The sequence below is a fragment of the Mycobacterium sp. VKM Ac-1816D genome (assembly GCF_000416385.1).
Classification (GTDB): Bacteria; Actinomycetota; Actinomycetes; order Mycobacteriales; family Mycobacteriaceae; genus Mycobacterium; species Mycobacterium neoaurum_A.
The window spans coordinates 75,919-94,859 of the sequence record NZ_AOHQ01000123.1 but is presented as its reverse complement, the minus strand read 5'-3'; the positions used below and the strand labels follow the sequence as shown (position 1 = coordinate 94,859).

Sequence of the window (18,941 nt, the reverse complement as noted above, 5' to 3'; positions counted from 1 at the left end):
GCAACGGCGACGTACGCTGGTCCTGTTATGTGGATCACACAACAGGCCAGTGCGACGGTGGCGGACCGGGTGCCCACCCGGCTGCTCAAGTTCCACGCCCCCGAGATCGTCTTCGGGATCGACTCGATGGCCGAGGCCGCGCACTCCGCGCTGCGCCTCGGCGGCATGCGGCCGCTGTTGGTGACCGATCCGGGTCTGATCGAGGCGGGTTGGGTCGACGAACTCGTCGCGCAGCTGCGCGCGCAGGGAGTGCAGCCCCAGGTGTGGAGTGCGCTGACCCCCAATCCCAAGGACCATGAGATCACCGCGGGCCACGAGTTCTACCGATCCCAGGGCTGCGATGTGCTGATCGCCCTCGGCGGCGGGTCGGTCATCGATGCCGCCAAGGGCATCGCGATCCTGTCGGCCAACGGCGGAGACATCCTGGACTATGCGGGTGTCGACAAGGCCACGATGCCGATCCCGCCGTTGGTAGTGCTGCCCTCGACCTCGGGAACCGGCGCCGACGTGTCGCAGTTCTGCATCGTCACCGACACCACCCGCAACACCAAGATCACCATCCTGGGCCGGGCGCTGGTGCCCGATGTCACTGTCATCGATCCCCGGCTGCTGACCACGATGCCCGAATGGCTCAATGCAGCAACGGGTCTGGACGCACTGACGCACGGTATCGAGGCCTTCGTCTCGCTGGGGCACAACCAACTGACCGACCACCACGCGCTGCGCTCGGTGGTGATGGTGACCGAGAACCTGGTCACCACCATCGACAAACCCGACGATATGAGCGCCCGCGTGCTGATGGCCCAGGCGTCCCTGGAAGCCGGATTGGCGTTCACCAACGCGATTCTGGGTGCGGCGCACGCGATGAGCCACCAGGTCGGCGGGCTGCTCGACCTGCCGCACGGAGTCATCAACGGCGTGCTGCTCCCGCATGTGGTGCGGTTCAACGCCGAGGCCGACCCGGCACCGTTCGCCACCATCGCCGGTTGTCTCGGGATTGCCGACACCAGGGCGCCGGCACTGGAATCAGCACTGGCACTTGCTGATCGCCTGCAGGAGTTGGCCCGCCAGGTCGGCGTTCCGCGGGGTCTGTCCGACCTCGGCGTGCGCGAGGAGGATGTGGCGGTGCTCGCCCGCAACGCCATGGCCGACGCGTGCATCACCACCAATCCGCGCGCGGCCGACGAGGATCAGCTGCGGGCGTTGTTCCGGGCCGCACTGTGAGGGCACGCGCCCCGGACCTGGAACGGCTCACCGGGGTACGGTCGGGGAAACCCACCTTCTACCCGGAGTTCCGGGTCGCCGCCCAACGCACCGAACGGGTCATCGCCGCCCTCGACACCATCTCGCGGGCGCTGGTGCAGACCGTCAACGGGCCGGAGAAGCTCGTGCGGGCCGCCGCCGACGCCGCCCGCGTGCACCTGGGCGCGGAATGGGTGCTGCTCGCCCTGGCCGACGGTGCACTTCCCGAGGCCCGGCCACGACATCTCATCCTGGACGGGGACGGAAACGCCTATTCGTTCGAAGGTCTGTCCGGGGCCAAGCATCCCGTGCCGCACCTGCCGGACGCGGTGCTCAACCGGCTCAACGATATTCTGCGCGGCCAGTTGGCCCAGTTCCGGTTGCCGGTCATCGAGTTACATCACGCGCACGTACCGATAGAGCTCGACGGCGGCGCCTTCGCGGCATGGACACCGACCAGCCGCACCCTGGACGGCACCGACGAAACCGTCATGCGCATCCTGTCCAGCCAGACCGCGGTGGCGCTGCACAACTGTGAGTTGTTCCAGCGATCCCAGGCGTTGTTGGCCCAGTCGGAGGCGCGCAACGCCGAACTGCTGGCGACCCAGCGCGAACTCGGTGCCGTACAACGACATCAGGTGCTGGACAACGAACGCCACCGCATCGCGCGCGAACTGCACGACAGCGTGACCCAGACGGTGTTGTCGGCCGGTATGCAGATCGAGGTCTGCCGCAGTGAGATCGGCACGCGCGGGGGCGACGGTGATCTGGTCGAGCGGCTCGATATCGCCAAGACGCTCACCCGCTCTGCCACCGAGCAACTGCGATCGGCGATCTATGCGCTCAATCACCCCGAGGATGCCGGCCGATCCACGCTGCCGGAGATGTTGGAGCAGTTGGCGACGGTGCACATGCCCGAAGACCTTCGGGTGACCCTCAAGGTCGAAGGCGCGGTCGCCGAATTGCCCAGTGGCATAGAGCACGCGCTGCTGCGGGTGGCGGGTGAGGCGCTGTTCAACACCGCCATGCACGGTGCGGCCACCAGGGCCATCGTGCGGTTGCGGTACCGAACGGATTCGGTGCAGCTGTCGATCTCCGACGACGGCACCGGTGATCCGGACAAGCTGCGGCTGATGTTGCGACTCGCCGATGCCGCCGATGTCGACGGACATCACCGCGGACTGGCCAATATGCTGGCCCGCTGCCGGGAACACGGAGGCTCGTTCGCGGTGCAACGGTCGCGCATCGGTGGTGTCCGCGTGGTCGCCACCATCCCTAGGGAAGGACATCCCCGATGACGCTCACGCGCGTGATCAGACTGGCGCTGGTCGACGACCACGCCATCCTGCGCCAGGGCCTGCGCTCGCTGCTGGAACGCGAGGACGATCTGGTGGTGGTGGGTGAGGCATCCTCGGAACCCGAGGCCGCCGCCATGGTGGACGCGGTCCATCCCGACGTGGTGCTGCTGGATCTCAAGTTGAGCGCCGGTTCCGACTTCGAGGGACTGTCGTTGTGCGCCAAGTTATCCGCCACCCACCCCGACCTCGGCCTGCTGGTGCTCACCACCTTCCTCGACGAGGACCTGGTGGTGCGTGCGGTGCACGCCGGTGCGCGCGGATACGTCGTCAAAGATGTCGACACCACCGAGCTGGTGCGCGCCATCAGGGCCATATCCGCGGGTGAGAGTGCCTTCGATGCGCGCAGCGCCGCAGCGGTGGTGCGCTCACTCAACGGCCGGGCCGAGGCGCGGGAACACCTGACCGACCGCGAGGTGGAGGTGCTCAGGCTGCTCGCCGCGGGACTGTCCAACGCGAAGATCGGTGAGCAGCTGTTCATTTCGGCCACGACGGCCAAGTTCCACGTCAGCAACATCATGCGCAAGCTCGGTGTCAGCCGCCGGGCCGAGGCGGTCTATGCCGCCAGCAAGCGCGGATTGATCTAGCGTCGGTATCCGGGTGCACGGTCGAGCACCAACCATCCGCCGTGGTGCTCGGATACCGTGGCGTACAGACCCCGGTGGCGGGCGGCCAGCGCGTGTAGCACGGCCATGTCGAAGCGCCGGACATGGCCGTAGCAGGCCTGCGGCTCGTCCTCGAAGGGCACGGCGATCACGACCCGCCGGCGGGCCAGCCGCAACGCCTCGTCGAGCACGTGCGCACCGGCATCCGCATCGAGGTGTTCGAGCAGATGCAGAACGGTCACGGTATCGGCGGTGCTGTCGGGCAGCGGAACTCGTGCCGCATTGCACACCAGCGTCTGCACTGGGCGTTCCAGCGCGGTGGCGACGCTGTCCAGCAGGCCCATGGTCGGTGCGCTCAGATCGGTGGCCACCACCTGATGACCGGACCGGCGCATCCGCAGTGGAAAGAAGCCGAAGCACGAGCCGAGATCGAGCAATCGCTCGCCGACGACCAGCTCTGCGGCGCGCGCATGGATCGGGGAGAAGGTGGCGGCACCGGATTCCAGCGCGTACAGCGAGTTGCGGTAGAAGCGGACCCACGCCGCCAGACCACCGGGCACGGTCGACCGGATGATTCCGGTGAACACCGCCTCGAAATCGGCTTGCGAGTGCAGTATTCCGCTGGGGCCGAGTTCCTCGGTCAGCCAGAGCGCAAGCTCATCGGACAACTGCGCCGGGGTCAGGTCGTGCTCGACGGTGAGCAGATCCCCGATGCGGTATGCGCAGAACCGTGGCGTGCACAGTGTCGGATCGTCGCCCCGGTGTGGCCGCCGGCCACGGACCACGCGTACTCCGTTCGCGCTCCACGAACCGGCCGGAGTGGGGGCCAGTGGATCGACCCGCGCCGGTCCGAGCAGCGTAACTGTCATGGTGGACAACGCTATTGACAACGGCGTGCTCGCACACGCCCCGAGTGGGCGGACTTTCCTGTCCGATCGGCCAGGTGCCTGCGCCGGCGGCCGAGGTGCGCGTCGTGTTCGAACCTAGGGTGCCGGTATCTCCCACGTGTGGACCGGGGTGTTGGAGTGCATGGATTCGCAGTACAGCCGCAACATTTCCGCCAGCGCAGCGGGGCGCGCCAGACCGCGCTCCTGCAGCGCGTGCACGGTGCTCGTCTGCCAGGTCGCACCGTTGCGTCCGCTCTTGGCCCGACCCTCGATGACCCCGAGGTAGCGGTCGCGCACCTCGGCCGACACGCCCCACCGGCGCAATCCCTCGTGGGCCAGGGGGAGCAGCTCACGCAGGACGAGCTCGTCCGGTGTCACCTCGCCCAGGCCCGGCCAGTACAGTCGGGCGTCCATGCCGTGTCGCGCGGCAGCGGTGAAGTTGTGTTCGGCGGCAGCGAAACTCATCTTGGTCCACAGTGGGCGTTCGTCATCGGTGAGTGCGCGCAACGTGCCGTAGTAGAAGGCCGAGTTGGCCAGCATGTCGATGACCGTCGGGCCCGCGGGCAGGACCCGATTCTCGACCCGCAGGTGGGGTTTGGCATCGGCACCGTCGCCGACGATGTCGTACACCGGCCGGTTCCACCGGTAGATGGTCCCGTTGTGCAAGCGCAGCTCGGCAAGTTGCGGGGTGCGGCCCGCGGCCAGGGTGGCCACCGGGTCCTCATCGGAGAGCTCGGGCAGCAGCGACGGGAAGTACCGCACGTTCTCCTCGAAGAGGTCGAAGATCGAGGTGATCCAGCGTTCGCCGAACCACACCCTGGGACGTACACCCTGGGTCTTGAGCTCGTCGGGACGGGTGTCGGTGGCCTGACCGAACAATTCGACGCGGGTCTCGGCCCACAGCTCGTGGCCGAAGAAGTACGGGGAATTGGCGCCGAGCGCAAGCTGTGGCCCGGCGAGGACCTGTGCGGCATTCCAGTTCTTGGCGAAATCGGCCGGCGACACCTGCAAATGCAATTGCATGCTCGTACAGGCGGATTCGGGTGCGATATCGGCCGATTGCAGGCACAGCCGCTCGGGGCCGGCGATATCGATGTCGATATCCTCGCCGCGGGCGGTGAAGATCGAGTCGTTGAGCGCCTGATACCGCGTGGAGTCACTCATCCAACCGGATTGCAGATGCTCCGACAGCAGCGTCGGCAGGATGCCGATCATCACGATGTGTGCGCCATGGGCGTTTGCCTTGGCTTCGGCGGCGTTCAGGCTGGCGCGCACCTCGGTCTCCAGCTCGAGCGCGGACTGACCGGGTAACGGCCGAGGCGGCACGTTGAATTCGATGTTGTAGGCGCCGAGTTCGGTTTGGTAGGCGGGGTCGGCGATCGCCGCGAGCACCTCACGGTTGCGCAGCGTGGGTTGGTACTCGTCGTCGACCAGGTTGCACTCGATCTCCATGCCGGTGAGCGGGCGGTCGAACTCGAAACTGGATTGCGACAGCATCGTTTCGAAGACGTCCAGGCACAGTTGCACCTTGCGCCGGTACTCCCGGCGTTGTTCGCGGCTGAACTCCGTGCCTGAGATCTCCTCGCCCACAGGTCGAGACTAGCGCCGGGTGGCCACCGCGATCTGTGGTCCGAACAGACTGTTGCGCAACTCGATGTCGACACCCGCGTGATCGGCCAGTGCGCGCAATGCCGACGGGCTGTAGCTGCGCAGCGAACTGATGACACCGTCGTGCACGAACGGGATGAACGGGGCCAGCGGCAGCATGGTCGCCAACCGCAACACATGCACCGGGGCGGGCGGCCGTGGCAGGTCGATGATCAGCAGTTTGTCGGCAACTCGGGTGCCCTCGGCCAGCACGGCCGCGGCAGCGGCCGGGGGCAGATGGTGGAAGGACAACGCGAAGACCGCGAGCGCGAACTGCCGATCCGGGGCGTCGATCGACGTCGCGTCCACTACCCGCACCGTCGCCCGCGGATGCTCGCCGAGTGGACCGGCGGCCATGGCCGCCACGGCGTCCTCCGCGACATCGGTGACGGTGACATGGGCGCTCGGATGGAATTCGAGCAGCTTCGTCGCGAGTGCACCGTGCCCGGCGCCGAGTTCCAGGACGCTCGGGTCGGGGACCTCGGCGATCTCTTCGAGCGCGATGGCCGCAAACTGCTCATGGCTGCCGAAGACGCGACCGGTCCAGTTCAACGCATCGACGACGCTGCGCTTCACACCGGGATCGACGTCGCTGCGGTCCAGGTATTCGGATCGGTCGGTCCACAGCAGGCGGTCCAGACACGATGCGTCGGGTCCCCCTCGCGGCATCTCGTCGATCCCGGTCACTGGGGCTTGCATTCCTTCAGCAGGGTCCCCAGCACGTCGAAGTACTCGGTGCTGATCAAGGCCTGGCGGGCCCAGTCGCCGTCGGACGCCGCGGCGGCGATCTCGTCGGCGATACCGGCCAGCCGTTGGGCCCGGTCGCGGATGCCGTTCGCGGTGACCTTGTCGGCGTCGGCGTGGATCCGTTTGGCCCAGTCGGCGACCTCGCCAGAGGTCGGGCCCCGTCCCGGGATCCCGGGCTGCGCGTAACCCGACTCCACCCACGCCGTCGTCATCAGCGGCTCGGCCTGCCGGCAACCCTTGCCCGCCACGTAGGTCAGCGCCACCGAGGCGACGATGACGGCGACGGCCAGACCGATCGCGATCCTGGCCAGCCGCACGGTACGGGGTTCGGCGTCGGGAACGACACGCCGCCAGAGGAAATGGGTCCCGATCGCCGCGGCGCAGGCTGAGACTGTCAGCCCTGCCGCGGCGACCGGCTTACCGACACCGGCGGCCGAGTCCATGGCGGCCATGGTCACGATGCCGGTGGCGACCACCAACATGAACAACCACATGGCGCGCCGGCGCTCGTAGGCGTCGGCGTCGCGGAAGCTGACGCCGAGGACACCGCCGGCTGCGGTGAGGATCGCCGCCGCGACGGGCACCAAGTAGTTGACGAGAGTGTCGGTGTTCATCGTGACCCGATGCTAGCGAGTCACTCCTCGCCGAGGATCTGGTAGACCTCGCGACGGGCGTTGTTGACGATATCGAGGATGCGCTGCTGTTGGTCGTCGCTGGCGGCATGGGCCGCCTGTGCGACGGCGCCGAAGAGCTGACCGAGGGCCGCTCGCAGATTCATCTCGTTCGGATCGGCATCGCCGGCGATCTCTTCCCACGGCGGAGTTTCGATCTTCTCGGCCGCGGCCCGGCCTTCCTCGGTCAGTTCGAAGGTCTTCTTGCTGCCCGCACTCTCGGTGGGGACGATCAGACCCTCGTCGACGAGCAGTTGCAGGGTCGGGTAGACCGAGCCCGGGCTGGGCTTCCACAGATCGTTGCTGCGGGCGGCGATCTCCTGCGTCATCTCGTAACCGTGCATCGGCCGGTCGGTGAGCAGGGCGAGGATCGCCGCGCGGACGTCACCGCGCCTGCCGCGTCCGCGACCACCGCGTCCGCGGTGTCCGCCACGCGGACCGGGGCCGAACCCGAAGCCCGGACCGAACGAGGGGCCGAAGCCGAAGCCTGGACCGAATGGTCCCTGCGGGCCGCCGGCCTGGGCGCGGACCTGCTCGCGGAGTTCGCGGCGGGCATGTCGACGGTCGAAGCCGAAGCGACCGGGGGCGGCGCCGAAGGGGGCGGCACCGAAGGAGGCGTTGTCAAAGGCGGCGTTCTCAAAGGGAGTGGCGCCAGGGTGGGAGCTGAAAGGCGTATTCATGTGGGTTTCCGTTTCGGTAGGGAAGCACTCGATGTACTTCGATACGTTGACGATATATCGGAAACTATCGAGATGCAACGTTTGATTCGACGATGGCTGATTCCAGCCAGCGTGCCCACTCGGCCTGCATCGCCTGGAAGCGCAGGCCGTACTGCAAGGCCGCGAATCCGTAGAAGTCCGTGCCGGGCATGTCGGCACAGTCCGGGCTGTCGCGCAGCGCGGTCAGCCTGGCCAGTTCGGACTCGGCATGATCGGCGAGGCCGCGGACATGCTCGGCGGCCTCGGCGCGGGGCAGTTCACCCAGCAGGAAGATGCGCAGGAGTTCGGGGCTGCGATAGGGCGGATCGTCCTGAGGGCTGGCGATCCAGCGCAGTAGCTCGGATCGCCCGGCCGTCGTGACGCGATAAAGCTTGCGGCCGCGCGGGCCGATCTCGGCCACCTCGATCAGATCGTGATCGGCCAGTCGTTTCAGCTCTGCGTAGAGCTGGCTCTGGGTGGCGGGCCAGACATTGGCCATCGACATCTCGAACCTTTTCAGCAGGTCGTATCCGCTTCCGGGTTGTTGTGCCAGCATGCCGAGGGCGGCCATTCGCAAACTCATGGGAGGAGCTTAGCTTCCAACATTCCACTATTGACATGTCATTAGTGGAATGTGATGGTGTGTTCATGTCCTCAGGCTCCGCCCTACCCGAGACCGGCGACTTCTTCCGGCGTGGCAACTACGCACCCGTAGCCGACGAGCTGACCGCCTACGACCTACCGACCCGTGGGGCGATCCCGCCGGAGCTGAACGGCTGGTACCTGCGCAACGGACCGAATCCGCGGGAAGCCGCGGGGCACTGGTTCACCGGTGAAGGCATGATCCACGGCGTGCGCATCGAGGACGGCGCGGCGAAGTGGTACCGCAACCGCTGGGTTCGCACCGACAGCTTCGACGCCGATATCCCGGTCTACAACCCTGACGGCACGCGGAATCTCCGATCGGCCGTCGCCAACACCCACGTGGTCAACCATGCCGGCCGCACCCTCGCCCTGGTGGAGTCGTCATTCCCCTATGAGATCGGCAGGGAGTTGGAGACGTTGGGCGCCTACGATTTCGGCGGAAAGCTCACCGATTCGATGACCGCTCATCCCAAGATCTGTCCGACGACGGGGGAGATGCATTTCTTCGGGTACGGCAGTCTCGTCGCCCCGTATGTCACCTACCACCGGGTTGCCGCGGACGGCGAGCTGATCATCGACCGTCCCGTCGAGGTCGGTGCGCTCACCATGATGCACGACTTCGCGATGACCGCCGAGCACGTCATCTTCATGGATCTGCCGGTGGTATTCGATATCGACATCGCCACCAAGGGTGAGGGTCAGATGCCCTACCGCTGGAGTGACGAGTACGGGGCGCGCCTCGGTGTGCTGCGCCGCGACGACCCGTTCGGTGAGATCCGTTGGTTCGAGATCGACCCGTGTTACGTATTCCATGTCGCCAATGCCTTCGACAGCACGAACAGCGTTGTGCTGCAGGCGGTCCGGTATCCCGAGCTGTGGCGCAACGACGGCGGTTTCGCCGAGCAGGCGGTGATGTGGGAGTGGCGCATCGACCTGGATCGGGCGGTCGTCGCGGAGCGCCAGATCGACGACCGCGCCGTCGAATTCCCGCGGATCGACGACCGGCTGGCCGGGCTGCCTGCCCGCTACGCCGTGTCGGTGGGGCAGGCCGAGTTGGTGCGCCACGACCTCGGCACGGGTTCGGCCGTGACGCATTCCTTCGGATCGTCGGTGTCCGGTGAGGCCGTTTTCGTCCCCGGTCCCGGGCCCGCCGACGAGAGCAACGGCTGGTACATCAGCTACGTGTACGACCCGACCCGAGACGGCAGTGAGCTGGTGATCCTGGACGCCTCCGACTTCGCCGGTGATCCGGTCGCAACCGTCATGCTGCCGCAACGGGTGCCCTTCGGATTCCACGGGAACTGGATCGAGGCCTGACGGCGGTTACCGGTCCGCCGGCTACGGCGCTTCCGGTGTGCGCCGGAACGCGACGATGACGACGGCCGCGGCGGTCAGGGCCAACACGGCGGCGATGGACGCCGTCGGTGCGATACCCGAGTCGAACGCCGTGTGCGCCGAGTTCAGCAGCTGCTGAGCGGTTTCGGGCGGCAGGTCGCGTGCCACCGAGGTGGCCCCGCCGATGCTCTCGGCGGCATCGCCGGTCTGGGCCGGTGTCAGCCCCGCGGGCACCTCGACGTTGGCGCGGTAGAACGCGGTGAAGATGGTGCCCAGGGTGGCCGCACCGACCACCGCGCCCAGCTCGTAGGCGGTCTCCGAGACCGCCGATGCCGCACCGGCTTTCGCTGCGGGCACCGACGCCACGATGGTGTCGTTGGAGATGGTCTGCGACACGCCGACGCCCAGCTCCAGGACCAGGAACGACACGATCACCGCCGTCACCGAAAGGTCGTGGCGGAACAGCAGGATCATGATGAAGCCCGCGGCGACGAACACCAGACCGAACACGATCAGTGCCTGCGGTGAGAAGTGCTTGGCGGCCTTGACCACCGAGATACCGGCGACCATCGACAGCACCGCACCCGGCAAGGTCACCAGACCGGCCATCAGCGGGCTCAGCCCGAGCACCAGCTGCAGGTGCTGGGACACGAAGAAGATGAACCCGATCAGTCCGACGATGGACAGGAAGTTCGCCAGGATCGACGAGGTGAACGGGCCGGAGCGGAACAGCGCCATGTCGAGCATCGGTGTGGCGCTGCGGGTCTGGCGTCGCACGAACAACACGCCTGCGCCGATGCCGAGCGCGAAGGCTGCCACCACGACCGGTGAGGGCCCGTCATGGGCAGCGGTCTTGATGGCCCAGACGAAGGGCAGCATCGCGACGAACGACAGCACGACGCTGATCGGGTCCAGTGGGCCCGGATTGGGGTCCTTGGACTCAGGAACGAGCTTGGGCGCCAGGATCAGCAGCGGCAACAGGATCGGCACCGCGATCAGGAACACTGCGCCCCAATGGAAATGCTCCAACAGCGCGCCGCCGACGATCGGGCCCAGGGTGGACCCGGCGGTGAAGCACGAGGCCCAGATGGCGATCGCGAGCCGGCGCGCCGAGGCCTCGGTGAAGATGTTGCGGATCAGCGAGAGTGTGGAGGGCATCAACATGGCGCCGAAGAAGCCGAGCACGGCGCGGGCAAGCACCAGCATCTCGGCGGTGGGTGCGAAAGCGGCCGCGGCCGACACGACGGCGAACCCGGCACCACCGATCAGCAGCAGGCGGCGCCGGCCGATCCGGTCGCCGATGCTGCCCATGGCGACCAGCAGGGCGGCCAACACCAGGGAGTACACGTCGACAATCCACAGCTGGGTCGCAGCCGGTGGGCGGAAATCCTCGGCGATGGCGGGCAGCGCGAAGGCCAGCACGGTGTTGTCGATGGCGATCAGCATCACCGGGAGGGTGAGAACTGCCAGCGCCAGCCAGGCGCGCCGGGGAGTGGCCGCCGGTGGTGTCACCGATGCGGTCGCATCGGAATGGGTGGTCATGGGGTGGTCCTTATGGAGAAGTGATGGTGCCCTGGGTGAGGCTGTTCATGATGGCGTCGACGACCTGTTGGCGGGGGATGCCGTCGTCGCGGACGGCGGAGTAGCCGGTCAGAAGCAGTGACCAGAAGACCCGCCGCGACCACCCTGGGGGATATGCGGGCCCTTCCGCCGTTGCGCGCGAGAGAATTTCGCTGATGACCTCGTCACCGGTGTCCAGGAAGGCCGCCAGCTCGCGGTCGGACTGGATCAACGGTTCGGTGTAGACGTACTGCATGATCGGGCCGAGATCGAGCTGACTTTCCACGACCCTGCGCAGTGCCGGGATCATCGGACCGCACTCCGGGTCGGCCGCTTCGATGGCTGCATTGCTGGCGGCGTGTACCTGCAGGGCGACCGCACGCAGCAGATCCATGCGTTCGGGGAAATACCGGTGCAGCGTGCTGCGCCCGACGCCCGCGGCATCTGCGATCTCGGACAGCGGCGCGGTCGGGTTGTCGGTCATGACACCGATGGCTGCCTCGACGATGGCGCGCCGGGTGCGATTGCGCGCCCCGGTTTCACCAATGTCGTGGACACTCATGACGCTAAAGCTAGCACAAACATCCCATAATGAGACATCTGTGTCCCACTTTGGGGATGTGCTTTCAGGTGGGTGCCGAGAACCCGGCGGTCGGTGGCGGTGGCGGTGGTGCCGACGATGGTGTCGGGGGAAGGCCCGGCCCCGGCGGCATGCCCGGTGACGGCGGCACCTGCAGACGGACCAGCTCGCGGCGGTGGCGCTCGGCCAGGACCGCCGCCAGCACCTCCTCGGCGGAGGCGCCGGGCGGCGGCGGGGGAGAGATCCTCGCGACAAACTGTCCGGCGATGCGCTGCCCCATCTCGGCGCGCACCTGCGGCTGCAGCTGCGCCGACCGGGTGAGGAATTGGCGCGCCATGTTCGCCTGCTCGGCGCCCAGCCCGGACAGCTGCAATGTCGCGGCCCACCACGCCAGCCCCGGCGGCATCGGCGGCGGCGGGTTCAGCTTGGGTGCGCGCTCGCTGATTACGATGGTGCCCGCGAAGACGTCACCGATGCGTTTGCCCTTCGGGGAGAGCATGCTGCAGATCACGGCGGGACCGCCGGTCAGCATCCATATCTCGATTACACTGGACAACGCTCGAAAAACCGCCTGCCGCAGCCGTTCCGGACCGCCGTCTTCAGAGACGACCCGTAAACCCAGTGCCATCTTGCCCAGCGAGCGCCCGCCGGAGGCCATCTCGAACGTCACCGGATAGCCGACCAGCACCAGCACAAGGAAGATGATCAGCACCGCCGCCGAGAGCGCCGGATCGAAATCGGCCAGGGTCAGCGCCCACAACATCGACAGGATCAGATATCCGAAGCCCATCACCATGACGTCGATCAACGCCGCGGCCGCACGCACCGGTAGCTGGGCGATCGACACCTCGAGTTGCACCGCGTCACCGGTCACCACGGGTTCTGGCTGCATGACCATGCCCCGAACGCTACTAGGATCGCCAGCGTGGATGTCGATGCGTTCGTGCTCGCCCACACCCCGGCATGGAACCGGCTGGAGCAGCTGCTGAAGCGGCGGCGCAACCTGACCGGGGCCGAGATCGACGAGCTGATCGATCTGTATCAGCGGGCGTCCACCCACCTTTCGGTGGTCCGCAGTTCCGCCGGGGATGCGGTGTTGGTCGCGAAGTTGTCCGGGCTGGTGGCGCGTGCCCGATCGGCCGTCACCGGGGCAAGGGCGCCGCTGTGGCGCGAATTCATCCGGTTCTGGACGGTCTCGTTCCCGCTGGTGGCCTATGACTGTCGACGGTGGTGGCTCGGGTCCGCGCTGGGCTTCCTCGTGGTCGCGATCGTCATCGGATTCTGGGTGGCCGGCAATCCCGAGGTGCGCGCGACATTGGGCACACCCGCGGAACTACAACAGTTGATCAACCACGACTTCGAGGCGTATTACAGCGAGAACCCGGCCGGTTCGTTCGGGCTGCGGGTCTGGGTCAACAACGCCTGGGTCGCCGCCCAGTGCATCGCATTCGCGGTCCTGCTCGGTCTGCCCATACCGTGGGTGCTGTTCCAGAACGCCGCCAACGTCGGCGTGTCCGGGGGTCTGATGTTCGGCGCCGGGAAGGGGGACCTGTTCCTCGGGTTGATCACACCGCACGGCCTGCTCGAACTGACCGCGGTGTTCTTGGCGGCCGCCGCAGGGATGCGGCTGGGCTGGTCGGTCGTCTCACCCGGTGACCGGCCGCGGTCACAGCTGCTCGCCGAGCGCGGCCGCGCGGTGGTCGCAGTGGCGGGTGGGCTGGTGGTGGTGCTGCTGATCTCCGGGTTGATCGAGGCGCTGGTCACCCCGTCACCGCTGCCGACCTGGGCGCGCGTCACCATCGGGGTGGCCGCCGAGATCGCGTTCCTCGGCTATGTCGTGCACTTCGGGAGAGCCGCCCGTCGAGCGGGCCTGACCGGCGATGTCGAGGATGCGCCGGATGTCGTCCCGACAGGCTAGAGCCGGCCGGTGGCCTTCATCGCCAGATAGCGGTCGGCCAGTGCGGGTGCCAGATCCTGCGGTGCGGCGTCGATGACGTCGACACCGTGGCCCCGCAATCGGTCCGCGATATCGCGGCGATCGTTGCGGGCCCGCTCGGCGGCCGCCGCGTCGTAGATCTGTGCGGCATCGGAGCGGCCCGAGGCCAACGCGTCGACCCGCGGATCGGTCACGGCGGCCACCATCACCTGGTGGCGCGCCGACAGCTGCGGCAATACCGGCAACAGGCCCTCGTCCAGAGCCGAGGCGTTCAGATCGGTCAGCAGCACCACCAGGGCGCGCCGGCGAACGCGCCGCTGCACGGCGGCCACCATGGCCGTCGCATCGGATTCGAGCAGAGCCGGCTCCAGGGGCGCCATCGCCGAGACCAATTGCGCCAACAGTTCCCGTCGCGAGGCGCCGAACACACCGGCCCGGCTGATCCGGTCGTGTGCCAGGAAGTCGACGTGGTCACCGGCCCGCGAGGCCAGCGCGGCCAACAACAGCGCGGCATCCATCGACCAATCCAGCCGAGGCCACCCCGCCGGGTCGGACGACAGCGGGTCCACTCCGATCCGGCCCGCCGAGGTCCGGCCGGTGTCCAGCACGATGACCACCCGCCGGTCCCGCTCCGGGCGCCAGGTCCGCACCATGACATCACCCCGCCGCGCGGTGGCGCGCCAGTCGATGGACCGCACGTCGTCGCCGTCGACGTATTCGCGAAGTGTGTCGAATTCGGTGCCCTGCCCGCGGATCAAGACCGGGACCATCCCGTCGAGCTCGCGCAGTTTGGCCAGCCGTGACGGAAGATGCTTACGGGACAGGAACGGCGGTAGGACGCGTATCTGCCAGTCGGCGTGCGTCGTGCGCTGCCGCCCGGCCAACCCCAGCGGGCCTATCGCCCGCACGGTGACATGCGCGGCGTGCTGATCGCCACGGCGCACCGGCGCGAGCTCGGTGGCGATCCTGGCCCGCCCGCCGGCGGGGATATCGAGCCGCTGGACCCGGGGCCGTGCCCGCGCGCTGGGTGCCCAGGCATCGCGGATCTGCCCGCGCAGCCTCCGCTTTCCGCCATGACGTACCTCGAGCTCGATGCGCACCGGTTGGCCCAGACGGGCGGTGCTGTCCCCGGTGCGCCGCAGCTCCAGCCGGTCGAGGCCGGCGGCCAGCAGCGCATCGGCGATCAGCAGCGCGCCGATCATCACGGCCACGACCACGAACATCGTTGCCGGCCATGGCGAGACGACCACCGGCAGCACGCCAAGCGCCGCCAGCAGTCCGGCCCGCCCGGTGAGAACCATTACCGCGGCACCGGCACCGACGCCAGGATTCCGTCCAGCACACCGTCGGCATCGGCGCCCTCCAGTTCGGCCTCCGGACGCAGGGCGATCCGGTGCCGCAACGTCGGCCGTGCCATCGCCTTGACATCGTCGGGGGTCACGAAGTTGCGACCCGACAGCCATGCCCAGGATCGTGCGGTGGCCAGCAGCGCGGTCGCACCGCGCGGTGACACCCCGAGCTGAAGAGCCGGTGACGTCCTGGTGGCGCCGGCGATGTCGACGATGTATCCGAGGATTTCCGGGGCGGCCATCACCTGGCGCACGGCCGCACGGCCGGCGGCAAGATCCTCCGGCCCGGCCACCGCGGTCAGCGCGGAGAGATTGCGAGGATCGAAACCCGTTGCGTGCCGGTGCAATATCGCGATCTCCTGATCACGTGGTGGCAACGGCACGTTGAGCTTCAGCAGGAATCGGTCAAGTTGGGCCTCCGGCAGCTGATAGGTGCCCTCGTACTCGATCGGATTCTGGGTGGCCGCGACGATGAACGGGTCGGGCAGCGCGCGCGCCGCGCCATCGACGGTGACCTGCCGTTCCTCCATGGCCTCCAACAGCGCTGCCTGGGTCTTGGGCGGAGTGCGGTTGATCTCGTCCGCCAGTAGCAGGTTGGTGAACACCGGGCCGGCGCGGAAGGCGAACTCGGCGGTACGGGCGTCGTAGATCAGCGAACCGGTCACATCGCCGGGCATCAGGTCCGGGGTGAATTGCACGCGCGTGAAGTCCAGCCGCAGGGTCGCGGCGAGGCTGCGCACCAGCAGTGTCTTGGCCACCCCGGGTACGCCCTCGAGCAGGACGTGTCCGCGGCAGAGCAGGGCGATCACCAGCCCGCTGACCACGGCGTCCTGTCCGACGACGGCCTTGGAGATTTCTGCGCGCAGGGCGAGTAGCGCCTCCCGTGCGGCCTCGGGTTGTGTCACGACTGTGCGACCTGCCTTTCGATATCGTCGAGATGTCGTGCCAGCCCGAGGAGTTGCTCGTCGGTGCTGGGCGGGGGTCCGAACAGGGTGTGCGACAGCGCCCGCGCGTCCGCTCCGGTGCGAGCCGCCACCGCATGAACGATCGCGTCCGGCGACGAGCGCAGGCCCAGACCCAGCCGCGGACGTAGTCGGGACAGCGCCGCAGTGCGTAGTGCCGCGGCGGCGCGGTCGCGGGCCCGCCGGGAGCGATACAACCGTGCCCTGCCCTCGACGGTCTCCGACGCCCGCACCACCACGGGCAGTCGCTCGGCGACCAGCGGCCCGAGCCGGCGCGCGCGCCACCAGGCGACCAGCAGCACGGCGAGACCGATCTGGACCACGGCCCAGACGACCTGGGCCGGTATCAGATCGACCAGCGATGTCGAACCGGTCGTCTCACCTTCGATCCGTTGCGGGGCATACCAGATGACGCGTTGGTGGGTGCCGGACAGATTCATCGCCAGCGCGGCGCTGCCCTGTCCGAGAAGCCCGGCGTTGGTCATGAAGGCGCCACTCCCGACGAGGGTCACGGTGCGCCCGCCGTCCTGGTAGCGCAACAAGGCTCCGCCGTAACAGCGGGTGGCCGCGCCGTCGTCTGCCCTGGCGAAGGTGTCGCTGAACCCGAGTTGGACATCACCGGCGGTGACCGCCTCGCGGAGATCACAGGCCGGCCGTCCGCCGAACTGCGCGGTACCGTCCACGTCGATTCCCGGTGCCAGGTGTTCGCGGGTGACACCGGACGGCGCGATGAGCAGCCGATCGCCGGGAAGGGCGGCCAACCGGTCCAGGACGTCGCCGTCGAGCAGGAAGAACGTCTGGGCGACGGCGATCAACGTGTCGGGGCCGGCGGCCGCGGCGACCTCGTCGACATCATCGGCCACCACGACATCGATACCCTGATCGCGCAGCAGCGTCAGCAGTGCGTGCGCGCCGTCGGGAGCGGTCGAGTCGGCCGCCAGCAGTCCGCCCCCACGCGGCGCGGTCAGGTAGGCGCCGAACGCGGACACCGCCACGATCAACACGATTGCCAGCCCGATGATCCGCGCCGTGCGCCAACGTCGCCTGGTCATCGGGTCCTGGCTTCGCGCAGGTGCTCGTCGAGTTCGACGATCTGGCGGTACTGTTCGGCGCTGCCCGGCCGGTCGCCGTAACTGACTCCGTTGAATGTCTCGGCCGCCGAGGAGAATTCGGTCCGAAGTTCGGGACGTACGGCGCCGGCGGCGACGGCCAGTTCGGTGGCGGTGCGGCCAGGAACGGGGTCCAGGGTGCCGCTCTCTTCGAGCTCACGTGCCACCGCACGCAGTCGGTCGCGGATCGCCGATGTCCAGTCACCTTGCGCGGCAGCGGCCTCGGCGGCCCGGCGATGGTGCGCGGCGCTGCGGGCGCGGTCGGTGAGCACGGCGTCGTGGCCGTCCCTTGTCGACCGCATGGTCCGCCGGGCCACCCGGACGATGACGATGATGGCGACGATGGACAGGATCACGAACAGTGCCAGGGTGATCCAGCCGCCGGGCAACCAGTCGCTGCTGGTGAAGGCCTTGTAGAGCAGCTCGTCGATCCAGCCCGTCAGGCGGTCGGTCAGCGATGGTCGGGGATAGATCGGTTTGGTGAGCTCGCGCTGTGCGGCGTCATGCGCGGCATCGCCGTCGATGTTCAGGCCGGTCACGGTGTCAGGGGTGGCGGGTCAGCCAGAGGTGGTCGGTCGAGTTGTCCGGGGCGGCAGGGGCGTAACCGGCCCCGGTCTGCAACACCAGGTCGAAGGCCTCGGCGCGGATGCGCCGGTCGGTGTACTGCAACACCACCACACCGGCGGTGAAGGGCGCGGTGAGGATCTGCCCGATCGCGGCGCCGACCGTCGTCAGCACCAGTCCGATGAAGATGGCCCCGGAACCGTCGGGTCCGGCCATGCCGATGAGGACCTGACCGCCGATGGTGAACGGGACGGACACCGCGCCGGCGATCATCCCGGCCACCAGCATGGCCAGCAGGCGGATGCCGAAGACCCGCCAGAAGTCGTGGCGTACCAGGGCGAATGACCGCTCGATCGCCGTGATGACAGGTAGTCGCTCGAGCACCACCAGCGTGGGCGTGAAGCTGAGTTTGGTGAACACGAAGGCCAGCGCGACGATCATGCCGAGGACCAACGGGATGCCGACGAACAACGCGATCCAGCCGTTGAGGGCGATCGCGACGACGGCGATGACGCCGGCGACCGCCGCGACCAGCAGTCCGACACCGAGGGTCTCCAGCGCCGTGACACCGAGGAGCGGAAGCAGTCGGGGGCGCAGTCGTTGCCAGGCCTCGCCCGCGGTGATACCCGCACCGAAGACCGCTCTACCGATGATCACGGTGAGCATTCCGCTGAGCAGGATGGCGGCGATCCAGGTCGCCAACGCGCCGGCGAGGCTGCCGATGACGGACCCGGCCAGCAGCGCGGCATCGTCGTACTGACCGGTGATGCCGGCGGGGTCGAGAGCGCCACCGGACGCCAGCGGCCACACCTGCAGTGCGAAGGACAACAGCTGGGATGCCAGCACCACGATGGTGGTGAGGCCGAGTGTGGTTTTCGGGTTCGCCCGGATGTAGCCGAACGCACCGTTGAAGATGTCCGAGAGGTTCAGCGGTCGCAGCGGGATGATGCCGGGCTGGAAGGCATGGAACTGAGGTGGCGCAGGGTAGTACGGCTGGTATCCGCCCGCGGTGCCGGTCATGGGAACCATCCTGCCTGGGCGGGCCGGCG

Annotated in this window: 19 protein-coding genes; 5 read left to right on the top strand and 14 right to left on the bottom strand. The window is 68.0% G+C overall.

Annotation, left to right across the window (positions count from 1 at the left end):
• The first annotated feature begins 27 nt into the window (after positions 1 to 27).
• From G154_RS07225 to G154_RS07215, 3 genes are all read left to right on the top strand, one after another.
• A complete protein-coding gene (locus G154_RS07225; RefSeq protein WP_036479223.1) occupies positions 28 to 1,224 on the top strand; it encodes an iron-containing alcohol dehydrogenase in 1,197 nt (398 codons plus the stop codon).
• A 164-nt stretch (positions 1,225 to 1,388) separates the two neighbouring features.
• Complete coding sequence (locus G154_RS07220; RefSeq protein WP_155944843.1) at positions 1,389 to 2,540, top strand: sensor histidine kinase; 1,152 nt, start codon at positions 1,389 to 1,391, stop codon at positions 2,538 to 2,540.
• Positions 2,537 to 3,184, top strand: a complete 648-nt coding sequence (locus G154_RS07215) for a response regulator transcription factor (RefSeq protein ID WP_031601722.1) — start codon at positions 2,537 to 2,539, stop codon at positions 3,182 to 3,184. Before G154_RS07220 ends, G154_RS07215 begins: the two co-directional genes overlap by 4 nt.
• On the opposite strand, the gene mftM is transcribed toward G154_RS07215, so the two are convergent.
• The 6 genes from mftM to G154_RS07185 form a co-directional block, all read right to left on the bottom strand.
• Positions 3,181 to 4,071, bottom strand: coding sequence for a mycofactocin oligosaccharide methyltransferase MftM (gene mftM, locus G154_RS07210; RefSeq protein WP_023986393.1), 891 nt, complete (start codon positions 4,069 to 4,071; stop codon positions 3,181 to 3,183). The genes G154_RS07215 and mftM overlap by 4 nt on opposite strands.
• Positions 4,072 to 4,185: 114 nt before the next feature.
• Entirely contained in the window at positions 4,186 to 5,679 is a 1,494-nt protein-coding gene (locus G154_RS07205) for a hypothetical protein (RefSeq protein WP_019510722.1), read from the bottom strand.
• Positions 5,680 to 5,688: 9 nt separating this feature from the next.
• The gene (locus G154_RS07200; RefSeq protein ID WP_031601721.1) at positions 5,689 to 6,435 is read right to left on the bottom strand and encodes a class I SAM-dependent methyltransferase; all 747 of its coding nucleotides are present in this window, start codon (positions 6,433 to 6,435) and stop codon (positions 5,689 to 5,691) included.
• Positions 6,420 to 7,097: a hypothetical protein gene (locus G154_RS07195; RefSeq protein WP_019510724.1), complete on the bottom strand. Its 678-nt coding sequence runs from the start codon at positions 7,095 to 7,097 to the stop codon at positions 6,420 to 6,422. The genes G154_RS07200 and G154_RS07195 overlap by 16 nt, the downstream gene beginning before the upstream one ends.
• A 20-nt stretch (positions 7,098 to 7,117) precedes the next feature.
• The gene (locus G154_RS07190) at positions 7,118 to 7,834 is read right to left on the bottom strand and encodes a PadR family transcriptional regulator (protein ID WP_019510725.1); all 717 of its coding nucleotides are present in this window, start codon (positions 7,832 to 7,834) and stop codon (positions 7,118 to 7,120) included.
• Positions 7,835 to 7,898: 64 nt separating this feature from the next.
• Positions 7,899 to 8,435, bottom strand: coding sequence for a PadR family transcriptional regulator (locus G154_RS07185; RefSeq protein ID WP_023986391.1), 537 nt, complete (start codon positions 8,433 to 8,435; stop codon positions 7,899 to 7,901).
• Positions 8,436 to 8,500: 65 nt separating this feature from the next.
• On the opposite strand from G154_RS07185, the gene G154_RS07180 reads away from it, so the two are divergent.
• A complete protein-coding gene (locus G154_RS07180; protein WP_023986390.1) occupies positions 8,501 to 9,814 on the top strand; it encodes a carotenoid oxygenase family protein in 1,314 nt (437 codons plus the stop codon).
• Between the two features lie 21 nt (positions 9,815 to 9,835).
• On the opposite strand, the gene lfrA is transcribed toward G154_RS07180, so the two are convergent.
• The 3 genes from lfrA to G154_RS07165 form a co-directional block, all read right to left on the bottom strand.
• Positions 9,836 to 11,374 carry an efflux MFS transporter LfrA gene (gene lfrA, locus G154_RS07175; protein WP_019510728.1) on the bottom strand — a complete coding sequence of 513 codons (1,539 nt, stop codon included), beginning with the start codon at positions 11,372 to 11,374 and terminating at the stop codon, positions 9,836 to 9,838.
• A gap of 10 nt (positions 11,375 to 11,384) precedes the next feature.
• A complete protein-coding gene (locus G154_RS07170) occupies positions 11,385 to 11,954 on the bottom strand; it encodes a TetR/AcrR family transcriptional regulator (RefSeq protein WP_019510729.1) in 570 nt (189 codons plus the stop codon).
• A gap of 64 nt (positions 11,955 to 12,018) precedes the next feature.
• The gene (locus G154_RS07165; protein ID WP_019510730.1) at positions 12,019 to 12,870 is read right to left on the bottom strand and encodes an RDD family protein; all 852 of its coding nucleotides are present in this window, start codon (positions 12,868 to 12,870) and stop codon (positions 12,019 to 12,021) included.
• 27 nt (positions 12,871 to 12,897) lie between these two features.
• Here G154_RS07165 and G154_RS07160 point away from each other — a divergent pair, with 27 nt between their 5' ends.
• Complete coding sequence (locus G154_RS07160; protein WP_019510731.1) at positions 12,898 to 13,890, top strand: stage II sporulation protein M; 993 nt, start codon at positions 12,898 to 12,900, stop codon at positions 13,888 to 13,890.
• On the opposite strand, the gene G154_RS07155 is transcribed toward G154_RS07160, so the two are convergent.
• The 5 genes from G154_RS07155 to G154_RS07135 are packed head-to-tail and all read right to left on the bottom strand — an operon-like array spanning position 13,887 to position 18,912.
• On the bottom strand, positions 13,887 to 15,209 hold the full coding sequence (locus G154_RS07155; RefSeq protein ID WP_019510732.1) for a DUF58 domain-containing protein: 1,323 nt from the start codon (positions 15,207 to 15,209) through the stop codon (positions 13,887 to 13,889). The genes G154_RS07160 and G154_RS07155 overlap by 4 nt on opposite strands.
• The gene (locus tag G154_RS07150) at positions 15,209 to 16,162 is read right to left on the bottom strand and encodes a MoxR family ATPase (RefSeq protein WP_019510733.1); all 954 of its coding nucleotides are present in this window, start codon (positions 16,160 to 16,162) and stop codon (positions 15,209 to 15,211) included. Before G154_RS07150 ends, G154_RS07155 begins: the two co-directional genes overlap by 1 nt.
• The gene (locus G154_RS07145) at positions 16,159 to 17,271 is read right to left on the bottom strand and encodes a DUF4350 domain-containing protein (protein WP_019510734.1); all 1,113 of its coding nucleotides are present in this window, start codon (positions 17,269 to 17,271) and stop codon (positions 16,159 to 16,161) included. Before G154_RS07145 ends, G154_RS07150 begins: the two co-directional genes overlap by 4 nt.
• Entirely contained in the window at positions 17,268 to 17,867 is a 600-nt protein-coding gene (locus G154_RS07140) for a DUF4129 domain-containing protein (protein ID WP_019510735.1), read from the bottom strand. The genes G154_RS07145 and G154_RS07140 overlap by 4 nt, the downstream gene beginning before the upstream one ends.
• Before the next feature lie 4 nt (positions 17,868 to 17,871).
• The gene (locus G154_RS07135) at positions 17,872 to 18,912 is read right to left on the bottom strand and encodes a hypothetical protein (protein WP_019510736.1); all 1,041 of its coding nucleotides are present in this window, start codon (positions 18,910 to 18,912) and stop codon (positions 17,872 to 17,874) included.
• Positions 18,913 to 18,941 lie beyond the last annotated feature (29 nt).